19 protein-coding genes are annotated in these 23,610 nt (G+C 71.5%); 6 read left to right on the top strand and 13 right to left on the bottom strand.

Annotated elements, in window-relative coordinates; all coding sequences use genetic code 11:
• Window positions 1–19: 19 nt before the first annotated feature.
• The 3 genes from BC793_RS41855 to BC793_RS41845 form a co-directional block, all read right to left on the bottom strand.
• Window positions 20–430 carry a response regulator transcription factor gene (locus tag BC793_RS41855; RefSeq protein WP_239170613.1) on the bottom strand — a complete coding sequence of 137 codons (411 nt, stop codon included), beginning with the start codon at window positions 428–430 and terminating at the stop codon, window positions 20–22.
• Between the two features lie 445 nt (window positions 431–875).
• Complete coding sequence (locus BC793_RS41850; RefSeq protein WP_109602181.1) at window positions 876–2,225, bottom strand: NAD(P)/FAD-dependent oxidoreductase; 1,350 nt, start codon at window positions 2,223–2,225, stop codon at window positions 876–878.
• A gap of 137 nt (window positions 2,226–2,362) precedes the next feature.
• Complete coding sequence (locus BC793_RS41845; protein ID WP_109602180.1) at window positions 2,363–3,532, bottom strand: S8 family peptidase; 1,170 nt, start codon at window positions 3,530–3,532, stop codon at window positions 2,363–2,365.
• A gap of 190 nt (window positions 3,533–3,722) precedes the next feature.
• Here BC793_RS41845 and BC793_RS41840 point away from each other — a divergent pair, with 190 nt between their 5' ends.
• The gene (locus BC793_RS41840; protein WP_239170612.1) at window positions 3,723–5,747 is read left to right on the top strand and encodes an ATP-binding protein; all 2,025 of its coding nucleotides are present in this window, start codon (window positions 3,723–3,725) and stop codon (window positions 5,745–5,747) included.
• Here BC793_RS41840 and BC793_RS41835 read toward each other — a convergent pair whose 3' ends face one another.
• The 4 genes from BC793_RS41835 to BC793_RS41820 all read right to left on the bottom strand — a co-directional run bounded on the left by BC793_RS41835 (window position 5,748) and on the right by BC793_RS41820 (window position 10,900).
• Entirely contained in the window at window positions 5,748–6,326 is a 579-nt protein-coding gene (locus BC793_RS41835) for a hypothetical protein (protein WP_109602178.1), read from the bottom strand.
• A gap of 16 nt (window positions 6,327–6,342) precedes the next feature.
• Entirely contained in the window at window positions 6,343–7,545 is a 1,203-nt protein-coding gene (locus BC793_RS41830) for a GAF domain-containing sensor histidine kinase (RefSeq protein WP_239170611.1), read from the bottom strand.
• A 20-nt stretch (window positions 7,546–7,565) separates the two neighbouring features.
• Window positions 7,566–9,566, bottom strand: a complete 2,001-nt coding sequence (locus tag BC793_RS41825) for an ATP-binding protein (protein WP_109602177.1) — start codon at window positions 9,564–9,566, stop codon at window positions 7,566–7,568.
• A gap of 62 nt (window positions 9,567–9,628) precedes the next feature.
• Window positions 9,629–10,900, bottom strand: a complete 1,272-nt coding sequence (locus tag BC793_RS41820; RefSeq protein ID WP_109602176.1) for a pyridoxal phosphate-dependent aminotransferase — start codon at window positions 10,898–10,900, stop codon at window positions 9,629–9,631.
• A gap of 328 nt (window positions 10,901–11,228) precedes the next feature.
• Here BC793_RS41820 and BC793_RS41815 point away from each other — a divergent pair, with 328 nt between their 5' ends.
• A complete protein-coding gene (locus BC793_RS41815; protein WP_109602175.1) occupies window positions 11,229–12,701 on the top strand; it encodes an alpha-amylase family protein in 1,473 nt (490 codons plus the stop codon).
• Between the two features lie 152 nt (window positions 12,702–12,853).
• On the opposite strand, the gene BC793_RS41810 is transcribed toward BC793_RS41815, so the two are convergent.
• On the bottom strand, window positions 12,854–13,501 hold the full coding sequence (locus tag BC793_RS41810) for a hypothetical protein (RefSeq protein WP_146246707.1): 648 nt from the start codon (window positions 13,499–13,501) through the stop codon (window positions 12,854–12,856).
• Between the two features lie 144 nt (window positions 13,502–13,645).
• Between BC793_RS41810 and BC793_RS41805 the strand changes: the two genes are divergently transcribed.
• Window positions 13,646–14,551 carry a TAXI family TRAP transporter solute-binding subunit gene (locus BC793_RS41805; protein WP_109602173.1) on the top strand — a complete coding sequence of 302 codons (906 nt, stop codon included), beginning with the start codon at window positions 13,646–13,648 and terminating at the stop codon, window positions 14,549–14,551.
• On the opposite strand, the gene BC793_RS41800 is transcribed toward BC793_RS41805, so the two are convergent.
• Window positions 14,541–15,902 (bottom strand): sensor histidine kinase, encoded by a 1,362-nt coding sequence (locus BC793_RS41800; protein WP_109602172.1) that lies wholly within the window; start codon window positions 15,900–15,902, stop codon window positions 14,541–14,543. The two genes, BC793_RS41805 and BC793_RS41800, sit on opposite strands and share 11 nt — an antisense overlap.
• Window positions 15,903–15,917: 15 nt before the next feature.
• Complete coding sequence (locus BC793_RS41795) at window positions 15,918–16,577, bottom strand: response regulator transcription factor (RefSeq protein ID WP_109602171.1); 660 nt, start codon at window positions 16,575–16,577, stop codon at window positions 15,918–15,920.
• Window positions 16,578–16,960: 383 nt separating this feature from the next.
• On the opposite strand from BC793_RS41795, the gene BC793_RS41790 reads away from it, so the two are divergent.
• A complete protein-coding gene (locus BC793_RS41790) occupies window positions 16,961–17,770 on the top strand; it encodes a siderophore-interacting protein (protein WP_109602170.1) in 810 nt (269 codons plus the stop codon).
• Window positions 17,771–17,828: 58 nt separating this feature from the next.
• On the opposite strand, the gene BC793_RS41785 is transcribed toward BC793_RS41790, so the two are convergent.
• A complete protein-coding gene (locus BC793_RS41785; RefSeq protein ID WP_203896580.1) occupies window positions 17,829–18,011 on the bottom strand; it encodes a Flp family type IVb pilin in 183 nt (60 codons plus the stop codon).
• A gap of 175 nt (window positions 18,012–18,186) precedes the next feature.
• Window positions 18,187–20,649 (bottom strand): PAS domain S-box protein, encoded by a 2,463-nt coding sequence (locus BC793_RS41780; protein WP_158319537.1) that lies wholly within the window; start codon window positions 20,647–20,649, stop codon window positions 18,187–18,189.
• A gap of 479 nt (window positions 20,650–21,128) precedes the next feature.
• Between BC793_RS41780 and BC793_RS41775 the strand changes: the two genes are divergently transcribed.
• On the top strand, window positions 21,129–21,677 hold the full coding sequence (locus BC793_RS41775; RefSeq protein WP_109602213.1) for a GNAT family N-acetyltransferase: 549 nt from the start codon (window positions 21,129–21,131) through the stop codon (window positions 21,675–21,677).
• A gap of 529 nt (window positions 21,678–22,206) precedes the next feature.
• Here BC793_RS41775 and BC793_RS41770 read toward each other — a convergent pair.
• Window positions 22,207–22,668: a DUF7134 domain-containing protein gene (locus BC793_RS41770; RefSeq protein WP_109602168.1), complete on the bottom strand. Its 462-nt coding sequence runs from the start codon at window positions 22,666–22,668 to the stop codon at window positions 22,207–22,209.
• A 176-nt stretch (window positions 22,669–22,844) separates the two neighbouring features.
• Between BC793_RS41770 and BC793_RS41765 the strand changes: the two genes are divergently transcribed.
• The gene (locus BC793_RS41765) at window positions 22,845–23,609 is read left to right on the top strand and encodes a polyphosphate polymerase domain-containing protein (RefSeq protein ID WP_109602167.1); all 765 of its coding nucleotides are present in this window, start codon (window positions 22,845–22,847) and stop codon (window positions 23,607–23,609) included.
• The last annotated feature ends 1 nt before the right edge of the window (window position 23,610 follow it).

The following is a 23,610-nucleotide window of genomic DNA, read 5'->3' as shown; positions in this document are numbered from 1 at the left end:
GGAGGGGCTGAGACCGAACTCACGGCCGTGGCGGAAGCAGCCAGCTCACCCGTCGTACCAGCTCGCCGATGTTCACCGGCTTCGCCATGTAGTCCTCGGCGCCGGACACGAACGCCAGATCGACGTCGGTCTCGGTGGCCGTTCCGCTCAGCATGATCACCGGGATTCCGGCGGTCGCCGGGTCGGCGTGCATCCGGTAGCAGACACTCAGCCCGTCCATGCCCGGCATCGCGATGTCCAGCACCACCAGATCCGGCCGCAGCTCACCGATGAGGGTCAGCGCCGTGCACCCGTCCGCCGCCGTCCCGGTCCGGTACCCGGCCATCTGCAACTTGAAGGTCACCAGGTCACGGACGTCCTCGTCGTCGTCGACCACGAGCACCATGGGCCCGGAGGCGGTACGCGGGAGAACGGGCGCGATGTCCATCATGGCGGTCATGGTGTCTCCGGTTCTCGAATCCGGCGGCTGATCCGCCGAGGTGACCCGAGTCATCGGCCCGCACCCTCATTTCCCCAGACGAATCCGGGTTGCCGCCGGGTTTCTATTCGGTACGGTCCACCCCTCCCCGACCGCACCCACCCGGCCCCGGGCCTACCCCGCGACGCGGTTGCGGCTCACCACCGACCCGCGCCCGCCGGGCCGATCCCGCTGGTCACCGTCACCCCCGGCTGGCTCCCACCGCTGTCTCAGAACCCCCGAGACGTCGCTGGTAACCAGCCGGGTGGTGGTGGCTGGTTGTCACCGCTGTCTCGGGGCGTCCGAGAGGTCGGTGGGAGCCAGCCGGGTGGTGGTGGCTGGTTGTCACCGCTGTCTCGGGGCGTCTGAGACAGCGGTGGGAGCCAGCCGGGGGTGACGGTGACCAGCCGGGGGCGGGTCAGCTGTGTGGGGCGGCGGCTGGGGCGGGCTCGCGGAGCGGGTCGGCGGGGGCGGGTGACGGGAGGCCGGCCTGGCGGGCGGTGACCGCGCGTTCCGGGCGGCTCCGGCCGAGGAAGGTGACCGCCCAGCGGATCAGGGAACTCGCCCGGTTGCGGCCGCGCGGCAGGTAGGCCCAGTGGACGCCGAGCCAGAGCAGCCAGCCGGCGAGCCCGCTGAGGCGTACCCCTCGAAGGTCGGCGACCGCGGAGAACCGGGACACCGTCGCGATGTTGCCCTTGTCGAAGTAGTGGAACGGCTTGCCGGCCGGCTTCCCGGTGAGCCGGCGCCGGATGACCCGCCCGGTGTAGCCGCCGCCCTGGATGGAGACCTGCGCGACGCCGGGCAGGCCGTCGAGGCTCATCAGGTCGCCGACCACGAAGATCTCCGGATGGCCGGGCACGGTCAGGTCGGGCTCGACCAGGATCCGGCCGGACCGGTCGGTGGGCGCACCGGTGGCCGCGGCGATGCGGGCGGCGAGCGGCGCGGCGGCCACCCCGGCGCTCCACACCCTGGTGATCGCGTCGATCCGCTCGGGGGCGCCACCGTCGACGCTGATCTGGACGCCGCCCGCGTCGACGTCGGTGACCAGTGTGCCGACCCGGACCTCGACGCCCAGGTCGCGGAGCCGGCGGGCGGCGGCTGCGGACGAACCGGGGCTGAAGGCGGGCAGGACGCGGTCGGCGGCGTCGATCAGGACGATGCGGGCCTGCGCCGGGTCGATGCGCCGGTACTCGCCGGGGAGGGTGCGGTGGGCGATCTCGGCGATCTGCCCGGCCAGTTCGACGCCGGTCGGCCCGGCCCCGACGATGGCGAAGGTGAGCAGGCGGGCCTGCTCGGCCGGGTCGGTGGCGATCTCGGCCATCTCGAAGGCGGTGAGGATGCGTGACCGCAGCTCGACCGCGTCGTCGATGCTCTTCAGGCTGAGGGTGTGCTCGGCGAACCGGTCGTTGCCGAAGTACGACTGGGCGGTCCCGGCCGCGACGATCAGGGTGTCGTAGGGCACCTGGTAGGGCAGTCCGCCGGGCGCGGTGGCGGTGACGGTACGGCTCTCGGTGTCCACATCGGTCACCCAGCCGAGCAGTACGTCGGTGTTCGGCTGCCCGCGGAACAGCTCCCGCACCGGGGTGGCGACCTCGCCGGGGGAGAGGACACCGGTGGCGACCTGGTAGATGAGGGGTTCGAACACGTGGTGGTTGGTGCCGTTGATGACGGTGACGTCGGCCGGGGCCTTGCGCAGCGCCTTGGCGGCGTACTTGCCGCCGAAGCCCGCTCCGATCACGACGACCCGGTGCCGTGCCTGTCCGATCATGTCGATCACGCTCCTCGTCACCTCCAGTAGAACCCATGTGGAGGGGCCATAAGTCCTGGTGGGAGCGAGGGCATCATCACTGTCACAAACGGCCGGGGTGCCTCGTCGTCAGGACCCCGGCCGTTCGCCGGTGAGAGTTACTGGACCACGAAGAGCAGCCGGTTCGGGGATCCGGAGCCGGGGTTGGTGACCACGCCGGTGGTGGCGTTGGTGGTGAGGGCCGAGGTGACCTGGGCGGGGGTGTAGCTCGGGTTGCGGGACAGGACCAGGGCGGCCGCACCGGCGACGTGCGGGGACGCCATCGAGGTGCCGCTGATCGTGTTGGTGGCACTGCTGCTGGTGTACCACGCCGAGGTGATCGACGAGCCGGGCGCGAAGATGTCCAGCGTGCTGCCGTAGTTGGAGAAGCTGGACCGCGCGTCGGTGTTGGTGGTGGAGCCGACCGTGATGGCGGTGGCGACGCGGGCCGGCGAGTAGTTCGCGGCGTTCGCGTTCGAGTTGCCGGCCGCGACCGCGTACGTGACACCGGACGCGATCGAGTTGCGGACGGCCGTGTCGATGGAGGTGCTGGCGCCGCCGCCGAGGCTCATGTTGGCGACCGCCGGCTTGACCGCGTTGTTGGTCACCCAGTTGACGCCCGCGATGACGCCGGCCGTGGTGCCGGAGCCGGAGCAGTTGAGCACCCGGACGCCGACGAGGCGGACGGCCTTGGCCACGCCGTACGTGGATCCGCCGACGGTGCCGGCCACGTGGGTGCCGTGTCCGTTGCAGTCGACCGCGCCGCTGCCGACGGCGTCGTAGCCGGCCGTGGCCCGCCCGCCGAACTGGCTGTGGCTGTAGAGGATGCCGGTGTCGATGATGTACGCCGTGACGTTGGAGGCGGTGACGGGGTAGGTGTAGGTGGTGCTGAGCGGCCGCGCCCGCTGGTCGATGCGGTCGATGCCCCAGGTCGCGTTGGTCTGCGTCGCGGCCAGCGTGATCTCCTGGTTCTGCTCGACGTACTCGACCTTGCTGTTGGCCGCCAGCCTCTTGGCCTGCGCCTCGGTGAGGGTGGCCTCGTAGCCGTTGAGCGCCTTGCCGAAACTGCGCTTGACCGCGCCGCCGTACGCCCTGGTGAGCCCGGCCTCCTGGGCACCGGACTTCAGGACGACGATGTAGCTCCCGGGAATCGCGTCCGCGGTGCCGGCGAGCCGGATCTGGCCGGTGACGGGCGCGGCCGCGACCGGGGTTCCCGTCGCGACGACCGCCGTCGCCAGTGCGAACAGACCTGCGGCCAGGATGCGGCCACTGCTGCGTCGAATCGCCATGATCTTCCTCTCTCGCGCCTGCCGGCGGCGAGCACAGGGATAGATGCTCATCGTTCGGCAGCTTCGAGCTGAGAGTATTCATGAAGCTCGTTAACAACTAGATATCGAATTGTATATATCTCCGGCTAAGGGATGTCGCGAACATGCCGACAAGAGGTGAAAGGGTCACATCCCGATACGAGGCGAGCCGATGAGACTTCCGATGGCCGTACCGGCTGTTGTCGGGTATGGGGCCCTTCAGCTGATCGCCGTCCTGGCCTGCGCCGGGACGACGCTCGGGGACCCCGGCGAGCCGATGATCTGGCCCGCGTTCGGTATCGCGGCGATGTGGCTGCTGGTGAGCGGGGAGTCCCGCCGGCGGTGGCCGGTGACCGGGGCCATCGGACTGTTCACCGCGGGCGGCCTCGCCGTCACCGGCACCCCCGTCGGCATCGCCCTGCTGGAAGGCCTGGCGGCGATGCTCGGTGCGGTGGCCTTCGTGTTCGCGGTGGCCCGCCGGCAGCCCGGACCGCGGCCCCCCGCCGACGGCGGCCGGTGGCTGTCGCGGCTGACCGACCTGTGGGACCTGCTGCTCTGCGCCGGCGTCGCCTCGCTGGCCGCCAACGTGCTGCGGATCGCCGGAGACCTCCTGCTCGGCGGCGAGCGGACGTTCATGATCACCGGCGTGACCGCCCTGTTCCTCCGGGACGCGGTCTCCGTCGTGGTGTTCGGCACGGCCGTCCGGTTGCTCGCCGGCCTCGGGGGAGACCAGCGGGGCAGAACGTGGTCCCGGCACGGTCCGGAGGCCCTGGCCGTCTTCGCCGTCTCGGCCGGCGCCTACTGGGCGGTGTTCAGCATCCAGGCGGAGCTGCCGATCGGGTTCGTCCTGATTCCGCTGACCGTGTGGGCGGCCCTCCGGCTCCCCAGCCTGGTCGTGGTCCTGCACGTGGCCGTCTTCGACTGCGCGGCGCTGCTCTGGACGGTGGGCGGCCACGGCCCGTACGCCGTGGTCGCCGACGTCGAACTGCGGGCCGTGCTGATCCAGCTCTACGCCGGCATCCTCGCCTGCGTCGGTCTCGCCCTCGCGATCAGCCGCGACGAACGCGACACCCTGATCCAGCGCCTCCAGGTCTCCGAGCAGGAGGCCACCGACAAGGCCACCATGATGACCACGGTGGTCAACTCGATGACCGAGGGACTCGCCATCCTCGACCACACCGGCCGTCTCGTGCTGCGCAACCCGGCCGCCGGCCGGCTGCTGGGCTCGGTCCCGGCGGTCACCGGCGGGGCGGCGCTCGGTACCGACCACGGGTTCTTCCAGCCGGACGGCTCCCCGCTGTCCGACGACGAGCTCCCGCACGTCCGGGTCCTGGCCGGGCAGGACGTCGCGCCGATGGACGTCCTGGTGCGCAACTCCGCGGTGCCGGAGGGGCGGGTGGTCCGGTTCAACGCGGCCCGCCTCGCGCTCGGCACCGGTCCGTACCACGTGGTGGTGGTCTTCCACGACGTCACCGCCGACCGGCGGCACCGCGACGAACTGATGTCGTTCGCCGGGCGGGTCGCGCACGACCTGCTGAACCCGCTCACCACGATCGAGGGCTGGGCCGAGGTGCTGGAGCAGGAACTGGCCGGGTACCGGCCGGCCGAGCGGGTGCAGCGGATCCAGCGGGCCGCCGCCCGGATGCGCACGTTCCTCAACGGGCTGCTGTCCTACACCGCGGCGCGGGACGGCAAGCTGATGCCGACGACGATCAACATGGCCCTGCTCGTCGGGGACGTGATCAACAGCCGGCTCGACCAGGCGGAGAACGCCGGGGAGGCGCCGCCGTACTTCGAGGTGGGCCGCCTCGATCCGGTCGAGGCGGACCCGGTCCTGCTACGGCAGCTGCTGGAGAACCTGATCGACAACTCGCTGCGGATGATGGCGCCGGGAGTCGCGCCGTACCTGGCGATCTCCTGCCAGCCGGCGCCGAACGGGCTGCTGCGCATCGACATCCTGGACAACAGCCTCGGCATCCCGCCGGGCCTCCGGCACGAGGTGTTCACCAGCTTCCACCGGGAGAAGGGCGCGACCAACGCCAACGGGCTGGAGCTGGCGATCTGCAAGCGGATCGTGGAACGGCACGGTGGGACGATCGAGGCGACCGCCAACCCGTACGGCGCCGGCACCCGGATGTCGTTCACCCTGCCGGCGGGGCGCTCCGCGTACGCCCGCGCTCTCGCCCCGATCCGCTGATCAGGTCGGCGGGACCGCGCCGAGCATCTCGAGCACACCGCCGAACAGCGCGGCGGTGCCCGCCTGATCGAGGTGCCGGGCCTGCCAGCCGCGATCCTGGAGGCCCTGGAGGACACCGATCACGGTGGTCCGTGCGGTCCGCAGGGTCGCCGGGGAGAGCAGCACCGCGGAGGTGCCGTCGGCGTACGCCGCCCGGGCCGCCGCCCCCAGCGCGACGAGGGCGGCCGCCGCACCGTTGAGGATCTGCGCGACGTGCAGGCGGTCCCGGTCCAGGTTGAACGCGGCCACGTGCACGGCCAGCCCGAGCGCGGTCATCAGCCGGCCGGTCTCGTCGCCGCTGAGCACCGCGGGCATGGTCGCCGAGTCGTCCTCGACCGCCGTGACGCCGGAACAGAACCCGTCGATCAGTTCCTCGGCGATGTCCGCCGGAACCGGTCCGCCGTCATCGGACCGGCGGCGCAGGGCGGCCTTGATCGCGTCGCGCACGATGTACTCCGGCACCACCCGCTGCTGGTCGGCCAGCCGCCGGATGATCACCGCCACGATGTCGTCGACAAGCATCGCGTCGGGCTGCTCCATTCCCTCACCCTAGGGCCTACGCGACGGCCGGCAGGGTGACGCGGGCGGTGGTCCCGGCGCCGCTGCTGTCCACGGTCACCGTTCCGTGGTGTGCCGCGATGATGTTGCGGGCGATCGTCAGGCCCAGCCCGACGCCGGGAATCGCCTGTTCACGGGCGTACCGGCCGCGATAGAAACGATCGAAGACGTACGGCAGCTCCTCGGGCGGGATGCCGATGCCGTCGTCGGCGATCTCCACGAACGGGCGTGGTGCGACACCGGTGGTGATCGAGATAGGACGGTCGGCCGGGGTGAAGAGCAGCGCGTTGCGCATCAACTGCCCGAGGGCGTGCGCCAGGCGGGAGAGATCGGCGCGGACCGGCACCTCGGCGTCACATCGCATGAGTACGGTCTCCGCGCGCAACGCGACGAGCGGACGGCATCCGGCGACCGCCGCCGCGACCACGGTGTCCAGGGCCACCGGCCCGACCGGGGCGGGCAGCGGTGCCTCCGCCGGCCGGGTGCCGGCGAGCAGGTGGTCGACCATCGACACGAGACGTTCGCCGTTGCGGTGGATCGGCTCGATCAGCCGCCGGTAGGGCGCCAGATCCTCCTGGTCGCCGAGGATCTCCAGATAACCCTGGATGGACGCGACCGGCGTACGCAGCTCGTGGGTGATCGTGGCGACCAGGTCGTCCTCGCGTTCCACGGCGCGGGCCAGCTCGTCGCCGAGGTCGGCCATCCGCAGCCGGTTGCGGAGCGCGGTCAGGTGCACGGCCGCCTGCCCGGCGAAGGTGACCAGGTTGCGGACCTGTTTGTCGTCCACCTCGCGGGGCCGGTCGTCGATGACGCACATGGCTCCGAGCGTGTACCCGTCCTCGTCGACGATCGGGGCACCGGCGTAGAACCGGATGTTGGGGTTGCCGGTCACGTTCGGCAGGCCGGAGAAGCGGCTGTCGAGGGTGGCGTCCGGAACGATCAGCGGCCGCCCGGCCGGGATGACGTGCCGGCAGAACGACACGTCGAGAGGGGTCTGCGCGTCGGCGAGGCCGTGGCTGCCGGCGAACCACTGCCGGTCCCGGTCGATCAGGGAGACGGCCGCCATCGGAGTGTCGAACATCGACGCGGCCAGCCGGGTCAGATCGTCGAGAGCAGTCGGCCGGGGCCGGTCGAGCACCTCGTACGACCGGACGGCGGACAATCTCGCCCGCTCGCCCTCGTCCGGGGGATTGTGCTGCACGACTACCTTTCGGCGGACGGTCACCGGAGCTGAGCGGAATCGGGGACGGGTTGACGGGCGGGGCCGGCGGCCGGCACGGAGAACTCGAACCGCGATCCGCCGCCCGGGTTGTCGGTCGCGGTGATCGTCCCGCCGTGCCGTTCCACGATCCGCCGGCAGATGCCCAGGCCGAGCCCGGTCCCGGCGTACCCGAGCGTGGCGTGCGCCCGGCGGAAGTCGCCGAAGATCTCGTCGTGCTGCCCGGCCGGGATGCCGATGCCGTTGTCCGCGACACACACCAGCACCATGTCGCCGTCCCGGTGCCCCGTCACGGTCAGCGCCGGTGTGACGTCCCGGGCGGTGTACTTGATCGCGTTGCCGATCAGATTGTCGAGCAACTGGCGCAGCAGCACCGGATCGGCCAGCACCGGCGGCAGGTCGCCCACCGTGAACCGGGGCGCCGGCGACCCGGCCGCGATCGCCGCGTCGAGCCGGGCCACGGTCACCTCGGAGACCATCTGCCCCAGGTCGACAGATACCGCCGCGACCGTGGCGTCCCGGGCCGTGGTGTAGGCGAGCAGCCCGGCGATCAGCGACCGCATCCGCCCGGCGGCCCGTTGCACCCGGCCCAGCGCGTCCAGCGCCAGCCCGGTCCCCGGGGTCCCGGGGAACCCTTCGATCGCCTCGGCGGCCGTCTCGGTCCAGCCCTCGACCGCGGTCACCGGGTTGAGCAGGTCGTGGGCGACCACGCCGGCGAACCCGGCCAGCTCGTCGCGGTGCCGGCGTTCGGTGGTGACGTCATGGAACAGAAGCACCACGCGGCGGGCGCCGTCCGGGTCGCGCAGCGCGGCCGTGCGGACGCAGACGATCCGCCCGTGGGCGGTGCCGGGCCGGTGGATCAGCACGTCGGTCTCCGGGACCGCCTCCCCGGCCAGGGCCCGCGCGAAGACCTCCTCGAAGTCGCCGGCCGAGCCGTCGCCGAGCAGCTCGTCGGCGGCCGGGTTGCTGAGCACCACCCGCCGGTCCGCGCCGACCACCGCCAGGCCGTCGGTGGTCGAGTCGATGATCGCCCGGAGCAGTCCGGCCCGCTGCGACGCCTGCTCCCGCTCGGCGGCCAGTGCCGTGATCAGCGCCGTCCGCTCGGCCCGCCCCAGGGCCAGGGAGAGCCCGACGACGGCCACGATCGCGACGTACAGCTGCGCCACGCACGCCCGGGTGGCCGGGTCGCCGATCGCCGCGAACGGCCCGTCCCCGTTCAGCGTGAAGAGCACCGCCATCGACCCGGCGGCCAGGTCGTGCAGCACCACGAGCGGGGTGGGGAACCGGGTACCGGCCCACACCGTCACGGCGATCAGGGCGAACGCGATCGGCAGGCCCCGGCTGTAGGCGAAACCGGTCAGGTAGGCGGCGGCGGAGATCAGCACCAGGGCGCCGTACTCGATCAGGCGAGCCCGCGGGGTGGCGCGCCACCAGTCGCGCAGGGCGCCGTACCGCTGCCGGAACCGCCGGATCGCCGGCACGACGCACAGCCCGGCCGCACCGATCAGCAGGATGCTCGCGGTGTTGCGGGACAGCCAGACCAGTGTGGCCGGCCACGAGTGCCGGCCGGTGAGCAGCCACACCCCGATCGGCCCGGCCACGGCACCGGCCACGGTCGCGGTGATCCCGGCGGCCAGCAGCGCCCACAGATCACGGGTGTTCCGCAGACCGGACAGCGGCCCCAGGCCCGGCCGCCAGCGGGCGAGCAGCAGCACGAGGACGGCGACCTGGACCAGGTTCGCGACGACGAACACCATCGCCAGGCCGACGGTCGCGCCGGTCGCCGTGTTCACCACCAGGGTGATCGCGGCGAGCGCGGCGACGTCGGCCCAGCGGGCCGGGGCCTTGCGCTGGGCGCAGAACCAGACGGCCGCGATCCCCGCGGCGGGCCACACCATACTGAGGTTGGTGTCGTCCATCACGGTGAGACGGCCCGCCCAGACCGCGATCAGGTACGCGACCGCGAACATGCCGGTCCGGGCCAGCGATCCGCGGTACGTCATCCCTCGCTCCCCAGCCGAGCCCTTCGGGCCACCTATCGGCGGGTACGGCGGGGAACTGAGCGTCAGCCCACGGCGGCGCGGCGTGCGGTGTACTCGTTGCCGGCCCGCTGAGCCGGGTACTGGATCAGGTTGTCGGGCTGGTCGTCGTACGCCGGGTCGGTCCAGCGCGCCCGCGGGGTGCTCTCCATCGGGTCGGTGTCGTAGACCGACCGGGTGTGGAACCGCTGGGCGTAGTCGAGCATGCCGTCGACGAGCCGGTCCACGTCAGCGGCCGGGCGCACCACGAGGCGCATGAACTGGCTGGTCATGCCGAGCTTGTTGCCGCACTCGCGGGTCATGATGCCGTGGTTGGCGACCAGGTAGTCGCGCAGCGCCACACCGGACCACTCGCTGGGCAGCTTGACGAGGAAGAAGTTGCCCTGCGACGGGAAGACGGTCAGCCCCTGGATGCGCTGAAGTTCCCGGCCCATCGACCGGCGGTCCCGGCTGAGCAGGCGCAGGCTCTCCTCGTACTCCATCTCGTGGTCGGAGATCATGTGGACGACCTTCTCCGCGAGGGAGTTCAGGTTCCACTTGGGCAGCATCTTCGCGATCTTGCCGGCGATCGCCGGGTTCGCCAGCATGTAGCCGAACCGGATGCCGTGCAGGCCGAAGTTCTTGCCGAGGCTCTTGAGCACCACCGCGTTCGGGCGGATCACCGCGTCCGGCCCGACCGACGGGTAGCGCTCGGCGTCGGAGAAGTCGATGAACGACTCGTCGACGACGACCAGGTCCAGGTCGCTGAGCGCGTCCATGAACCGGATCACGTCCCGCCGCGGGATGTAGTGGCCGTCCGGGTTGTTGACGTTGCAGACCACCGCGACCCGCGACTTGCGCTCCCGGATGAACTGGACGTACTCCTCCAGATCGAGCCGGAAACCGTCGCGTTCCTGCAACGGGAACATGTCGACCCGCTTGCCGGTCTCCATCGGCTGGTCGGTCCACCGGCCGAAGGTCGGGATCGGGATCGCGACGCTCTCCTTGATCAGCAGGTGGTCGATCCAGGTGATCAGCTCGGTCGAGCCGTTCGCCATGGCCACCGTCTGCGGGTGCAGGTTGAGGACGCTGGCCAGCTTCTTGGTGATCGCCGACGAGTCGCTCGGGTAGTACTTGAGGATGCTCTTCAGGTCCCGGCTGAGCTCGTCGAACATCTCCGGGGTGGGGAAGTACGGGTTGCACGGGATGCAGAAGTCGACGATCTCGACGCCCTCACCCGCGGCTCGTGCCACGTCGAAGAACGACGCGCTGTGTGAACCCTTGTGCAGGATCGACGTATCGATACCGGTCCGTGCCACAATGTCCTCCCGAATCCCTCGGTGATGGTGCCGCCCTCCGATACGGGAGTGATGGGTGGATCGTTCACGATTTCGTTGATCGTCCGCGAGGCTTAAGCCCCAGGAAAGGAAACGCCGCCCCGCGACGAATGATCAACTAGTTCGTTCTCTCCGTCAGACGGGCGTCACGGAGGGAAGTGAAATGCGCGGTCTGATCAGGGTGTTTCTGGGCTGTCTGGTGGTATCCGGCGCGGTGATGACGGCGACTCCGGCGGATGCCGGACCGGTCCACGCGGCGCCCGCGCCGATCTCCCGCCTAGCATGGGGAGACGTGACGGAGGGGGCGTGAATGACCGGGTGGCCGACGGCGCCGGTGATCTACGAGATCGGCACCTGGCCGTGGCTGGCCGGGCTCACCCGGAGGTACGGCCGTCCGGTGGCCCTGGGCACCGTCCCGGGTGAGGTGTGGGACGAGGTCGCCGCCCCCGGCGTCGACGCGGTCTGGCTGATGGGCGTGTGGGAGCGCAGCCCCGCCGGTCTCGCCGTCGCGCGGGAGAACACGTCGTTGCAGCGCGCCTTCCGGGCAGCACTGCCCGATCTGGCCGACGAGGACGTGGTCGGCTCGCCCTACTGCGTACGCGGCTACCGCGTCGATGATCACCTGGGTGGGCCGGAGGGGCTGGCCACCGCGCGTGCCGAGCTGAACCGGCGCGGCGTGAAGCTGATCCTCGACTACGTGCCCAACCACGTGGCCCCCGACCACCCGGCGACCGTCGACCACCCGAACTGGTTCATCCAGGGCGGCGCCGCCGACCTGGCCGCCGACCCGACCGGCTGGTTCGAGGCGGCCGGCCGCATCCTGGCGTTCGGCCGTGACCCGTTCTTCCCGCCGTGGCCGGACGTCGCCCAGCTCAACGCGTTCGACGAGGGCCTGCGTGAGGCGACCGTGGCCACGCTCACCTGGATCGGCGAGCAGTGCGACGGGGTCCGCTGCGACATGGCGATGCTGGTCACCAACGACATCTTCGCCGGCACCTGGGGGGCGTACGCGGGGCCGGTCCCGTCCGCGGAGTTCTGGCCGCCGATCATCGAGCGGGTCCGGGACGTGCACCCCGGGATCGTGCTGATCGCGGAGGCGTACTGGGACACCGAGTGGACGCTGCAACGGCAGGGCTTCGACTTCTGCTACGACAAGCGGCTGTACGACCGGCTCGTCCACGAGGGTGCCGAGTCGCTGCGCAAGCACCTGGTCGCCGACCGCGGCTATCAGGACCGGCTGCTGCGGTTCACCGAGAACCACGACGAGCCGCGGGCCGCCGTCGACATGCCCGGGGGCCGGCAGCGCGCCGCCGCGGTGGCGATCGCCACGCTGCCCGGCGCCACCCTCTGGCACGACGGCCAGTTCGAGGGCCGTACCACCCGTCTGCCGGTCTTCCTCGGCCGCTACCCGGACGAGCCGGCCGACCTGGAGCTGCGCTCCTTCCACCGGCGGCTGCTGACGATCGCCTCTCGAGTGCGCCGCGGCGAGTGGCGGCTGCTCGACAGCCACGGCTGGCCGGACAATCCGTCGCATCGCGACGTGGTGGCCTGGTCCTGGCACGAGGGCGCCACCCGGCGCCTGGTCGTCGTCAACTTCGGCGACCACCCGGCCCAGGCGCGGGTCACACTGCCGTGGCCGGGACTGGCCGGGCGCTCCTGGGAACTGACCGACCTGCTGGACGGGCGGGTCTTCGACCGCGACGGCGACGAGCTGGCCGGCGAGGGCCTGTTCGTGGACCTGCCCCCGTGGGGCACGCACATCCTCACCGTCGAGCCGGCCTGAGCCGCCGTCGAGCCGCTCCGGGCCGCCATCGCGCCGACCCGGGCCACCCTCCATCCGACCCGGGCCGCGATCCATCCGACCCGGGCCGCGATCCATCCGACCCGGGCCGCTGTCGAGCCGAGCCGGGACAGTCCCGACCGGACCGGCCGGGTTCAGACCAGCGAGCCGGCGCGGAGTCGCAGGCGGGGCGGGGTGGCCGGCAACGCGGCCGCGGCCTCGACCGGCACCGTGACCACCAGGCAGCCGGGCCGCCGGGCGACCTCGGCGGTCACCCCGAGCAGCCGGGCCGCCCGGACCAGCACCGCCGCGATCTCCTGATCACGCAACGTCACCCACAGCAGGTGACCGCGCCGGCGCTGACCGGCCGCGAGCAGAGCGGCCCGCCAGGCGGCCTGCGCCAGGGTGAGCCGTTGCACGTGCCGGGGCGAGGAGGCGCCGAGCTGTTCGGTGCCGAGGAGGGCCTGCCGGCCCTGGCGCCAGGCCGCCGCCAGCATCCGGCTCGTCGCCAGACGCTGCGATTCCGCCACGACCACGCGATGCACCTCGTACCGCCGTCGCCCGCCCCCCGTTCGGATCTCCCGCTCCGCCTCGCAACCGAGGCCGTCGAGCAGGTATACCAGGCGGTCGGCGGCGTCTTCCCGATCGAACTCGGCCAGCGCCTCGCCGGCCCGCGGAACCGGGGCCGGCAGGGGCTGTCGCTGGGGACGGGAGGTGTCCACACACTCGACGAGACAGGCGGACTCGAACGCGCCGGGCAGCGCGTCGGCCAGCACGACCGGACGAATCGAAGTCGGGTCCATCGGCATCTCCCTCCGTGGCTGAGGACACCGTCGCCGATAAGGCCGTTCGGCCGGTACACCCGCGGCGCAGACTTGAGGGAAACTTGCGCGGACCGGGCCGTCCCGCGTGGGGAAACAAAGGTGACCCTTCGAACCAGCCGTCGCATGGCGCTTGCCGGGCTGGTCACGCTCCTCATCGTTACAGGCTGTGGCCGTGATGTGGCGGAGGATCGCCGGGTGCGGATCGCCACCGGCAGTCCCACCGCCGTCTACTACGCGATCGGTACCGCCTTCAGCGGCATCATCGACCGGGAACTGCCCGGCACCGACGCCAGTGTCCTCGCCACCGCCGCCTCGGCGGAGAACCTGGACCTGGTCACCCGCGGGCAGGCCGAGGTCGGGTTCGCCCAGTCCGACGTGCTGGTCACCGGCGGTGAACCGGCCCCCGGACTGGTCGCCCTCGCCCGCGTCTACGACGACCTGCTGCACCTGGTCGTCCGGGCGGACAGCCCGATCACCGGCCTGACCGACCTCAAGGGCCGCCGCGTGTCGGTCGGCGCCCGCGGCTCCGGCACCACCGTGACCGTCGGCCGGCTGCTGTCCGTCGCCGGCATGGCGGGCGCCGTGCAGCGCCGCGACCTCGGCCTCGACGCCTCGATCCTGGCCCTGGAACGCGGCGAGATCGACGCGTTCTTCTTCTCCGGTGGACTGCCCGTCACCGGGATCGAACGGCTCGGCGCCGCGGTCGGCATCCGGATCGTCGACCTGTCCGAATGGGCCGGTGAACTGCGCGCGGCCTACAGCGACGTGTACGTGGTGCGCGACGTGCCGGCGTCCGCCTACTCGCTGCCGCCGGTCGCCACGATCGCCGTGCCGAACCTGCTCGTGGTCGCCGCGACGATGCCCGAGGACCTGGCGTACGACCTGACCCGGCTGCTGATGGAACGGCGCGGGGAGCTGGCCGCCGCCCACCCGGCCGCCGAGCGCCTGGAGATGCGCGCGGCGATCTCCACCCTGCCGGTGCCGCTGCATCCGGGGGCGGCCCGCTACTACAAGTCGGTCAAGCCCTGAACCGGATCGTCGCCGCCAGGCCGCCCGACTCGGCCGGAGCCAGCGTGAACCGGCCACCCGACGCCTCCACCAGCACGTTCACGATCGACAGGCCCAGGCCGGCGCCGTCCACATTCTGTGCGTCTGGTGCCCGCCAGAACCGTTCGGTGGCCAGCCGGCACTGCTCCTCGGTCATTCCGGGGCCGGTGTCACGTACCGTCACCTCGGCATCCCCGTCCGCCACGGACCGCAACCGGACCGCCACCCGGCCACCGGCCGGAGTGAATTTGAGGGCGTTGTCGATCAGCGCGTCCAGCGCCTGATCGAGAGCGGTCGCGACCAGCCGGGCCGGCACCGGCTCCTCCGGCAGCTCGGCCACCAGCTCGACGCCGCGCCGCTCGGCCAGCGGCTGCCACGCCTTCACCCGGTGCGCGGTCAGCGCCGTCGCGTCGGCGACCTCCACCTGATGCCGGCCGCGTTCGGCGCGAGCCAGGGCGAGCAGCCCGTCCAGCACGTCGGCGAGCCGGTCGGTCTCCTCCAGGGCGAACTCCCGGTCCTCCCGCAGATCCTCGTCGTCGAGCCGGCTGCCCAGGTCCTCGATCCGCAGCCGCAACACGGTCAACGGGTTCCGCAGCTGATGGCTGGCGTGCGCGACGAACGACCGCTGCCGCTCCATCGCCTCGGCGACCGCGTCGGCCATCTCGTTGAAACTCGCCGACAGCCGCCGCAACTCCGGCGGCCCCAGCCCGGGCTGCACCCGGGCCGCGCTGTCCCCGGCGCCGATCTCGTGCGCCGCCGCGTCCAGCCGGGTCACCGGCCGTAGCACCCAGCTCGCCAGGCGGTCCGCGGTGGTCAGGCAGGACGCCACCGCCAGTACCCCGACCAGAGTCAGCACCAGCCACACGATCAGCACATCACGACGGGTACGGTCGGTCGGCGACACGGTCAGCACCACGCCCAGCACCGCGCCGCCGTCGCTGATCGGCACCGCCACCATCAGCGGCTCGCGTTCCCACGGCCACAGCGTCCCCGGAGCACTCACCTGGTGCCCGGCCAGGGCACCGCGCACCGCGACCGCCGGCGCCGCCGGGGCCGTGCCGAACGCGCTGAGCACCCGCTGATCCTGATCGACCAGCAGCGTGCCGATTCCATACAGCTCCTGGTAGCGGCGCAACTCGTCGTTCAGCGCGTCGAGGTCGCCGCTGCGCACCGCGGGTGCCGCCAGCGACGCGAACCGGGTCGCGTCAGCCAGCCGGTCGGCGACCGCCCCGTCGGTCTCCCGGCTGGCGACCGTGACGGCGAGCGGAATCTCCAGAGCCAGCAGCACCATGCACAGCAGCAGCAGGTAGGTGACCACCAGCCGCCTGCGCACGCCGTCTCCCGTTGCTCATCCAGTGCGCAAACGGTAGCCCACGCCGCGGACGGTCTCCACCAGCCCGGGATCACCCAGTTTTGCCCGCAGCGACGCCACGTGCACTTCCAGGGTGTGTTTGCCGGACCAGGTGGTCTGCCACACGTCCAGCATGATGCGCTCCCGGGACATCGCCACACCCGGCTGCCGTGCCAGTGAGCTGAGGATGTCGAACTCCTTGCGGGTCAGTGTGCGCGGCACATCGTCCACCTCGACGGTCCGGGCCGCCGGATCGATCCGGATCCGGCCCACCTCGATGATCCCGCCGGCCACCGGTGACTGCCGGACGGTGCGCCGCAGCAGCGCCTCGATCCGCGCCTGCAACTCGGCCATCGAGAACGGCTTCACCACGTAGTCGTCGGCTCCCACCCGCAGGCCCGTCACCCGGTCGCGCTCCTCACCGCGCGCGGTGACCGCGATGATGCCCAGATGCTCGCTGCGGGCCCGCAGTGCGCGGCACACGTCGATCCCGTCGCCGTCCGGCAGGTTCAGATCCAGCAGTACGAGGTCACAGGGCGCCGCCTCCAGTGCGGCGGTGGCCGTGGCGGCGTGCTCCACCGCGTAACCCCGCCGTTGCAGCATCGAGGTCATCACCGCCCCGACCCGGCGATCGTCCTCCACGAGCAATATCCGCATCGGTGATCCGCCCATCCTCGTTCGATGTCCGAACGGTAACCGTCCTTTGTTACCGGCGGGAGCGTCCTGGCAGGCTTGGCACGCCGCAAGATCACCCCCAGCTGGTCCCCACCGCTGCCTCAGCGCCCTCGAGACAGCGGTGGGAGCCAGCCGGTTGTGGGTGGCTGGTCGTGACCGTTGTCTCGGGGTTGTTGAGGCAGCGGTGGGAGCCAGCCGGTTTTCGGTCGAGGGCGGGGGAGGGGGTGCATGTCTTCGCCGGGCCGCTCGCCGACGACCTGCGCCTGGCCGGACCGGACGCCTCGGAGGCCGGGATGGACCGGGGCCGGCGGCAGGTATGCCCACCTCTGGATGGCCTGGGGCGATTAGGTTAGGGTCGCCTAACTATGGCGAATTACAAAATCCGCAAGCCGGTCGATCCCCATGTGCTGCTCCTCGAGGTGACCAAGAGCGAGCGGATCTCGCCGAACGTCGTCCGGGTCACCTTCGGCGGTGAGGGCCTCGACCGGTTCACGCCGCTCGGTTTCGACCAGTGGTTCCGGCTCTTCCTGCCCCGCCCCGGCCAGGACACCCTGAAGCTGCCGACCCGTACGTCCGGGCTCTGGTATGCGCAGTATCTCGCCACCGCCAAGCAGAAGCGGCCGTTCGTGCGCAACTACACGGTCCGCGCCTACCGTCCGGACGGTCTCGACGTCGACTTCGTGGTGCACGTCGACGCCGACGGGCACAGCGGCCCGGCCAGCACGTTCGCCATCGGCGCGAACCCGGGTGACCAGGCCGGCCTGCTCGACCAGGGCGTCGGCTACAACCCGCGCGCCGACCACGACTGGACGCTGCTGGTCGCCGACGAGACCGGGCTGCCCGCGGTGGCCGGGATCTGCGAGTCGCTGCCCGACGACGCCACGGGGGTGGCGATCGTGGAGCTGCCGTCGATGGACGACCGGCAGGACTTCCGCGTGCCGTCCGGCGTGGACCTGCGGTTCGTGGCCCGCGAGCGGCCCGGCGACGTGCCGGGACAGCTGGCGCTCGCCACCCTGCGGGCCGCGGAGCTGCCGTCCGCGCCGGTCTGGGCGTACCTGGTCGGTGAGTCGGCGCTGGTCACCGGTGGCCGCCGGCACCTCGTCGAGGACCGTGCGGTGCCGAAGGGCCACATCGACTTCATCGGCTACTGGCGGCACGGTCACGCCGCCATGTGAGCTCACCGCGGCCCCGGGCGGATGCCGCCGGGTCACCGTGCCGGTGACGGGCCGTGGGTCACGTAAGGGTGTTCATGACCCGGCTGAACAGGCCCGCGATGTCGGTCTCGAGCGCGCGGAACCCGATGATGAGCGTTATCGCGATGAGGCCGACCAGGAGCGAGTACTCGACGATCGTGGCGCCCTCGTCCGAGTGGTGGCCGGCGCGCAGGGATCCGATGAGCAGCTTGAACCGGTCCACGGGCTGTCCTCACTCATGAAGGCCACCCTCCGTGGCGGCCGTTGCCCTGCTCATCGGACGCCTGCTGAGGACCTTGAGAAAGCGCCGGTTGCAGAACGGTCGCCGATCCGTGGTGGACGAGGTCTGCTCCGGCCGCCTGCCGCGAAGACGCCGCGCAGCCCGACCGGACGGGCTCTCATCGCGGCAGCGTCACGGTGAACCGGGTCCCGCCGCCCGGCCCCGGCGCGGCCGCGATCGTCCCGCCGTGCGCCTCGACGACCGCCTTGGTGACGGCCAGTCCCAGCCCGGTTCCCTTGATCTTGCGCTCCACCGCGGTACTGGCCCGGAAGAACCGGGTGAACAGCTTCGGGTACTGCTCGACCGGGATGCCGATGCCGGTGTCGGTCACGTCGACGGTGACGGCCTCCCGGTCGGCGTACGCCCCGACCGTGACCGTCCCGCCCGGCGGTGTGTACTTGATTGCGTTCGAGAGAAGGTTGTCCACCACCTGCCGCAGCCGCGCCGACTCCCCGGAGACCACCGGTAGCGGCCCGATCTCGGCGACCAGGTCGACCTGGGCGGTGATCCGGTGCTCCTCGACCGCCTGGCGCAGCAGCCGGTCCAGGCGCAACGGCCGCGGGTCCAGCAGTGCCGGCCCGGTCTCGAAACGGGCCAGATCGAGCAGGTCCTCGACCAGGTGCAGCAGATGGGCGCTGGTGCGCTCGATCGCGCCGAGTTCGGTGCGCCCGGCGAACTCCGGCTCCTCCAGCAGCGAGTCGGTGTAGGCCGCGATGATCGCGATCGGGTTGCGCATCTCGTGGCTGACCACCGCGACCAGCTCGTCCTTCATCCGGTCCAGCTCCCGCAGCCGGCGGACCTGCTCCTGTTCCCGGGCGAGCAGCAGCTCCCGCTGGTCGGCCATCTCCCGCCGCTCGGTGACGTTCGTGGCGATCCCGTCGAGGTAGAGCACCCCGTCCTCGGAACGGGGGAAGCCCCGGCACCACACCCAGCGGACGACCCCGTCGAAGCCGGTGAACCGGCACTCGAACTCGGCGGCCCGGCCGGCCGCCATCTCCTGCTGGTAGTGCCGGAACTGCGGCAGGTCGTCGGGGTGGATGTGCTCGGTCATCACGTGGGCGAACGTGTCCGAGGACGGCAGCTGCCCGCCGAAGACGCCGTATTCGCCGGGGCTGACGTAGAGCCGGTGCCACCCGTCCGGCGGCTCGAACCGGACGCTCCACACACAGTCGTTGACCAGCTCGATCACCCGGTTGAAGTCGCGCCGGGCGGCGGCCAGGGCCAGGTTCAGCTCCTCGGCGCGACGGCGTTCCACGTACCGGCCGGTCCGCGCCGCGATGTCGCGCAGCAGAGCGAGGATGTCGTCGTCCCGGCCGACCGGGGTGTCGGCGAAGAACACCAGCGCCCCGGCCACCCCGATGCCGCAGTGCACCGGCATGCCGATCGCCGCACGCAGTCCCAGCCGGTGCCCGAGCGGCAGCCGCCCCGGGTCGATCAGGTCACCGAGCAGGTCGTTGGTCCAGATGTCGGCGGCCCGCTCCCAGACCGCCCCGGGCACACCCTGCCCGATGCTGAAGGTGAGCGGCGCGGGTCCGGTGAACCCGGCCAGGTCGATCCCGTCGCGGTGCCACGATCCGGCCCGTACGATCCGGTGCCGCTCCTCGTCGACCTCCCAGTACTCGGCGCACGCCCAGCCGAACCCACCGGCGACCGCGGTGGCCGCGGCCATCGCCGCCTCCCGCGCGGTGACCGCCTCGGCGAGCCCCTCGGTGACCGCGTGCCGGCAACGGCGCAGCATCTCGGCCCGGTACGTGTCGGTGATCTCGTGCATCGCCACGACCGCACCGAGGCGGCGGCCGTCGGTGGCGTCGATCGGACGGGCGTTGGCCAGGAACCGGCGCGGCGGCCGGTCCGGCGCGCACACCACCACCTCCTCGTGCTGCACCGTCTCCCCGGCCCACGCACGGGCCAGCGGCACCTGATCCGGCTCCAACGGGGTACGCCCGTCCGCCGCGACCAGATGCCGGGCCGGTGCCCACGAGTCCGCCGCGACCGGCAGCGGCCCCAGCCCGTGGATCTCCCGCATCGCCGGGTTGAACTGGGCCAGCCGCCCCTCGCTGTCACATGCCGCCACCCCGGTGTCCAGGCTGTTCAGCAGTGCCTGGAGGAACGCCCGCTCCTGCCGCAGCTCGGTCCGTGCGGTGGTCCGCGCCGTGATGTCGTGCAGGAACGCGTGGAAGATCGGCTCGCCCCGATCGTGCTGGAGCTGGAGCGTCATCTCGACCGGGAACTCCCGGTCGTTGCGGTCGACGGCGGTCAGCTCCAGCCGGCGCCCGGACAACTCGGAGATCCCGGTCCGCCGAACCCTGGCCATCCCGGCATCATGGGCCTCGCGCAGCCGCGGCGGGATCATGAGTTCGGTCGCGAGCCGGCCGACGGCCTCCTCACCGGTCCACCCGAAGAGCTGCTCGGCGGCCGTGTTCCAGGCCGTCACCCGGCCCGCGGCGTCCATCGAGATGAACGCGTCATGGGCGCAGTCCAGCACGGCGCGCAGCCGCGCCGCGGTCCGCAGCGCCTCGTCGCGCTCGGTCCGCAGCGTGTCCTCCGGGACGGAGGCCAGGTCCTGCCGGTGCGTCGCCATCACCGGAACCGATCGGCAACTGAACGCGACCACTGAGGTGTGCCACCGCGCAGGCGCGGGCGGCCCCCGCGACGGGGACACTCCGGTATCGCGCCCCGCGACGGGGACACTCCGGTACGGCGCCCTGCGACGGGGACACTCCGGTACGGCGCCCTGCGACGGGGACACTCCGGTATCGAGGCCCGGGACGGGGACAACTCCGGTATCGAGGCCGCCGCCGGGCCGTTCCTGTCCGCCTGCAGGAGGCCCACGACGCCGAACGCGCCGCGACGGGGGCGAGAGGAGCGGCCCGACCATCCCGGTCGACGACAACGCCGGCCTCCAGATCGCTCGCCTCCGGGAGGCCGACGCAGCTGTCGATTTGTCCGCCCGCCTCCTCGGCTGCCGGAGTCCGGCGTCGTTCCCGAGGCGGCCCCGCGCGGAGCAAGAGGCTAGCCTCCTAGGACGACGTGGCGGATAGGGTCCATGTCGTGACTGACATCTCTGAGATCACGGTGGCGGGACCCGCCGACCGTGAGCGCATCGTGAGTTCGCTGGTGGCGGCGTTTCCCGGCGACCCGGTGCTGCGGTTCCTGTTCCCCGGCGACGACGACTACCGCCGGGGCGCTCCGGTCTTCTTCGGGCACCTCTTCGACAAACGGGTCCACAGGTCGACCATCTGGACGATCGAAGGCGGTGTGTCGACCGCGATCTGGGAGCCGCCCGGCGGCGGAGACGTCCCGGCCACCGAGATGGCCCTGTCGCCCGTAGGCCGGGAGCGGATGGCGGCCTACGACGACGCTCTGCACGCGGCTCTCCCGGACGAGCCGTTCTGGTACCTCGGCGTGCTGGGCACCCACCCGGCGGCAGCGGGCCGGCGGCTCGGCCGTGCGGTGATGGCCGCCGGTCTGCGCCGGGCCACCGAGGACGGCCTGCCCGCCTTCCTGGAGACCAGCAATCCGGCGAACGTCGAGCTGTACCGCCGTGCGGGCTGGGAGGTGGTGGCCGAGTTCCCCGACCCGCTGCAGACCTGGATCATGCGGCAGTAACCGCCCGCCGGCCTGCACCGGCCGACCAACTCGCTGCTGACGAACTCATGCAGACAAACTCGTGTTGACGTGGCTCATGCGGCTGTTGCCGGCGTGAGCCGGCTGACAAACTTGCTCCTCAGCCCATGCGTCTCGTCCGGGCACTCCTCCCGTCTGGCCCAGCAGTCGAGCTGTTCACAACGACTACCGGAGTACACACAGCCGCATCGTGAGCTCTGACCGTCGCCATAGCAACGATGAGCGTCCACGTATACCGGACCGTGCGACCTGATCATCGTAATGATGCTGGTGAACGCACACGATCGCCGATCGTGTGCACCCATCGCCGCTCACGATGAGCCCCGGTCCGCACATTGCCGTCCCCCTCGGCGCACGCATCCGAACGGTCCCCCCGGCGACGCGAATTCGCAAGCGGCGTGTCTGTTTTCAGCGCACGCCGGTGGCCGCCGATCTCCCCGGCTGGCTGTCACCGTTGTCTCGCGGTCTTCGAGGCAGCGGTGGGAACCAGCCAGGAAGATCCGGCTGGCTGTCACCGTTGTCTCGCGGCCTTTGAGACAGCGGTAGGGGCCAGCCACGAGATGAAGGTGAGTGTCGGCAGGCTCTGGAGGGAGACCGGGTGGGCGTGGGCGACGGCGTTGCCCACGTAGACGGCGGTGCCGCAGCCGGCGGCGAGCAGAAGGGTGGTGCGCCGGTCGGTCTCGGCGGCGACGGTGTACGCGACGATCCCGATCGCCAGCACGAGGAGGGGGTGCCCGTGCTGGGTGGCGCTGTAGTGCCCGACCAGCCCGGCGGTCACCGTGAGCAGCACCGCCCGCGGCCGTCGGCGCCGCCCGGCGATCGCCAGGAAGGCCGGCACCGCGCCGAGGAGGTCGGCCGTGGTGAGCGGCGGCGTCGGGATCCGGGCGGCGGTCATCTGATGGAGGCCGAAGGCGCCGCAGGTGAGCACGGTGGCCAGTGCGAGGTCGAACGCGTGCGGGTGTCGGCTGATCATGGCCTGGTCAACGGTAGTGCCCGCGCCGGGGGCGGGGCGTCATCCAGCGGCGATACCGGCCGGTACCGCCGCTGAAGTAATCACACCCCGGTCCACCTGGGGTTCATCTGTCGTTCCCATGAGATTCACAGGGTTCATCGAGCTGGCTCTGTTCTCGCTGTCCATAGATATGGGGCATGACGTCCCTGCACTCGTTCAACCGGTACGAGATCAAGTACCTGCTGCCCAGTGACCGGGTCCCGGAACTGCGCCGGGAGCTGGTCGCCCGGATGGATGCCGACAGCCATGGCACCGACCGTGGCTACGGGGTGTGGAGCACCTACTACGACACCCGTGACCTGCGGTTCTACTGGGAGAAGATCGAGGGCCTGAAGTTCCGCCGGAAACTGCGGATCCGCCACTACGGCGACCGTGACGACGTCGGTGACGACACCGAGGTGCACGTCGAGATCAAGCAGCGGGTCAACCGGGTCACCCAGAAACGGCGGGTGGCGCTGCCGTACCACCGGGCCCGGGAACTGTGCGACGGCCGGCGGATGATCGAGCACGAGCCCGGGCAGGCGGCCTTCCTGGAGGAGGTCCTGGGGCTGATCTCGGTGCTCGACCTGCGGCCGGTCGCGATGACCGGCTACCAGCGGGAGGCGTACGTCGGCCGGGACGCCGACGTGGGTCTGCGCGTCACCCTCGACCACCGGGTCCGCGGCCGGGACCGGGACTTCCACTTCGCCGCCGACGCGGAGAACCGGCTGATCGTGCCGGCCCGCCTGACGGTGGTCGAGTTCAAGGCCGATGAGCGGGTGCCGTACTGGCTCACCGATCTGGCCGCCCGGATGAACCTGTCGATCGTGCGGGTCTCCAAGTACTGCCAGAGCGTGGAGGCCTTCGGCCGGGCTCCGCGCTCGATCTTCCACATCCCTGACACCGAAACCGTCGAGGTCTGAC

The sequence above is a fragment of the Actinoplanes xinjiangensis genome (genome assembly GCF_003148685.1).
Lineage (GTDB): Bacteria > Actinomycetota > Actinomycetes > Mycobacteriales > Micromonosporaceae > Actinoplanes > Actinoplanes xinjiangensis.
The sequence above is the reverse complement of the archived record's forward strand: the minus strand, read 5'-3'. Positions and strand labels throughout refer to the sequence as shown.

Excerpts from the sequence above, each read along its gene's own strand:
- BC793_RS41805 (WP_109602173.1), top strand. The coding sequence starts at position 13,646 with ATGGCGCTTGCCGGGCTGGTCACGCTCCTCATCGTTACAGGCTGTGGC.
- BC793_RS41835 (WP_109602178.1), bottom strand. The coding sequence starts at position 6,326 with ATGGAGCAGCCCGACGCGATGCTTGTCGACGACATCGTGGCGGTGATC.
- BC793_RS41825 (WP_109602177.1), bottom strand. The coding sequence starts at position 9,566 with ATGACGTACCGCGGATCGCTGGCCCGGACCGGCATGTTCGCGGTCGCG.
- BC793_RS41810 (WP_146246707.1), bottom strand. The coding sequence starts at position 13,501 with ATGGACCCGACTTCGATTCGTCCGGTCGTGCTGGCCGACGCGCTGCCC.
- BC793_RS41815 (WP_109602175.1), top strand. The coding sequence starts at position 11,229 with ATGACCGGGTGGCCGACGGCGCCGGTGATCTACGAGATCGGCACCTGG.
- BC793_RS41770 (WP_109602168.1), bottom strand. The coding sequence starts at position 22,668 with ATGATCAGCCGACACCCGCACGCGTTCGACCTCGCACTGGCCACCGTG.
- BC793_RS41790 (WP_109602170.1), top strand. The coding sequence starts at position 16,961 with ATGGCGAATTACAAAATCCGCAAGCCGGTCGATCCCCATGTGCTGCTC.
- BC793_RS41845 (WP_109602180.1), bottom strand. The coding sequence starts at position 3,532 with ATGGCGATTCGACGCAGCAGTGGCCGCATCCTGGCCGCAGGTCTGTTC.
- BC793_RS41795 (WP_109602171.1), bottom strand. The coding sequence starts at position 16,577 with ATGCGGATATTGCTCGTGGAGGACGATCGCCGGGTCGGGGCGGTGATG.
- BC793_RS41765 (WP_109602167.1), top strand. The coding sequence starts at position 22,845 with ATGACGTCCCTGCACTCGTTCAACCGGTACGAGATCAAGTACCTGCTG.
- BC793_RS41840 (WP_239170612.1), top strand. The coding sequence starts at position 3,723 with ATGAGACTTCCGATGGCCGTACCGGCTGTTGTCGGGTATGGGGCCCTT.
- BC793_RS41850 (WP_109602181.1), bottom strand. The coding sequence starts at position 2,225 with ATGATCGGACAGGCACGGCACCGGGTCGTCGTGATCGGAGCGGGCTTC.
- BC793_RS41855 (WP_239170613.1), bottom strand. The coding sequence starts at position 430 with ATGATGGACATCGCGCCCGTTCTCCCGCGTACCGCCTCCGGGCCCATG.
- BC793_RS41780 (WP_158319537.1), bottom strand. The coding sequence starts at position 20,649 with ATGGCGACGCACCGGCAGGACCTGGCCTCCGTCCCGGAGGACACGCTG.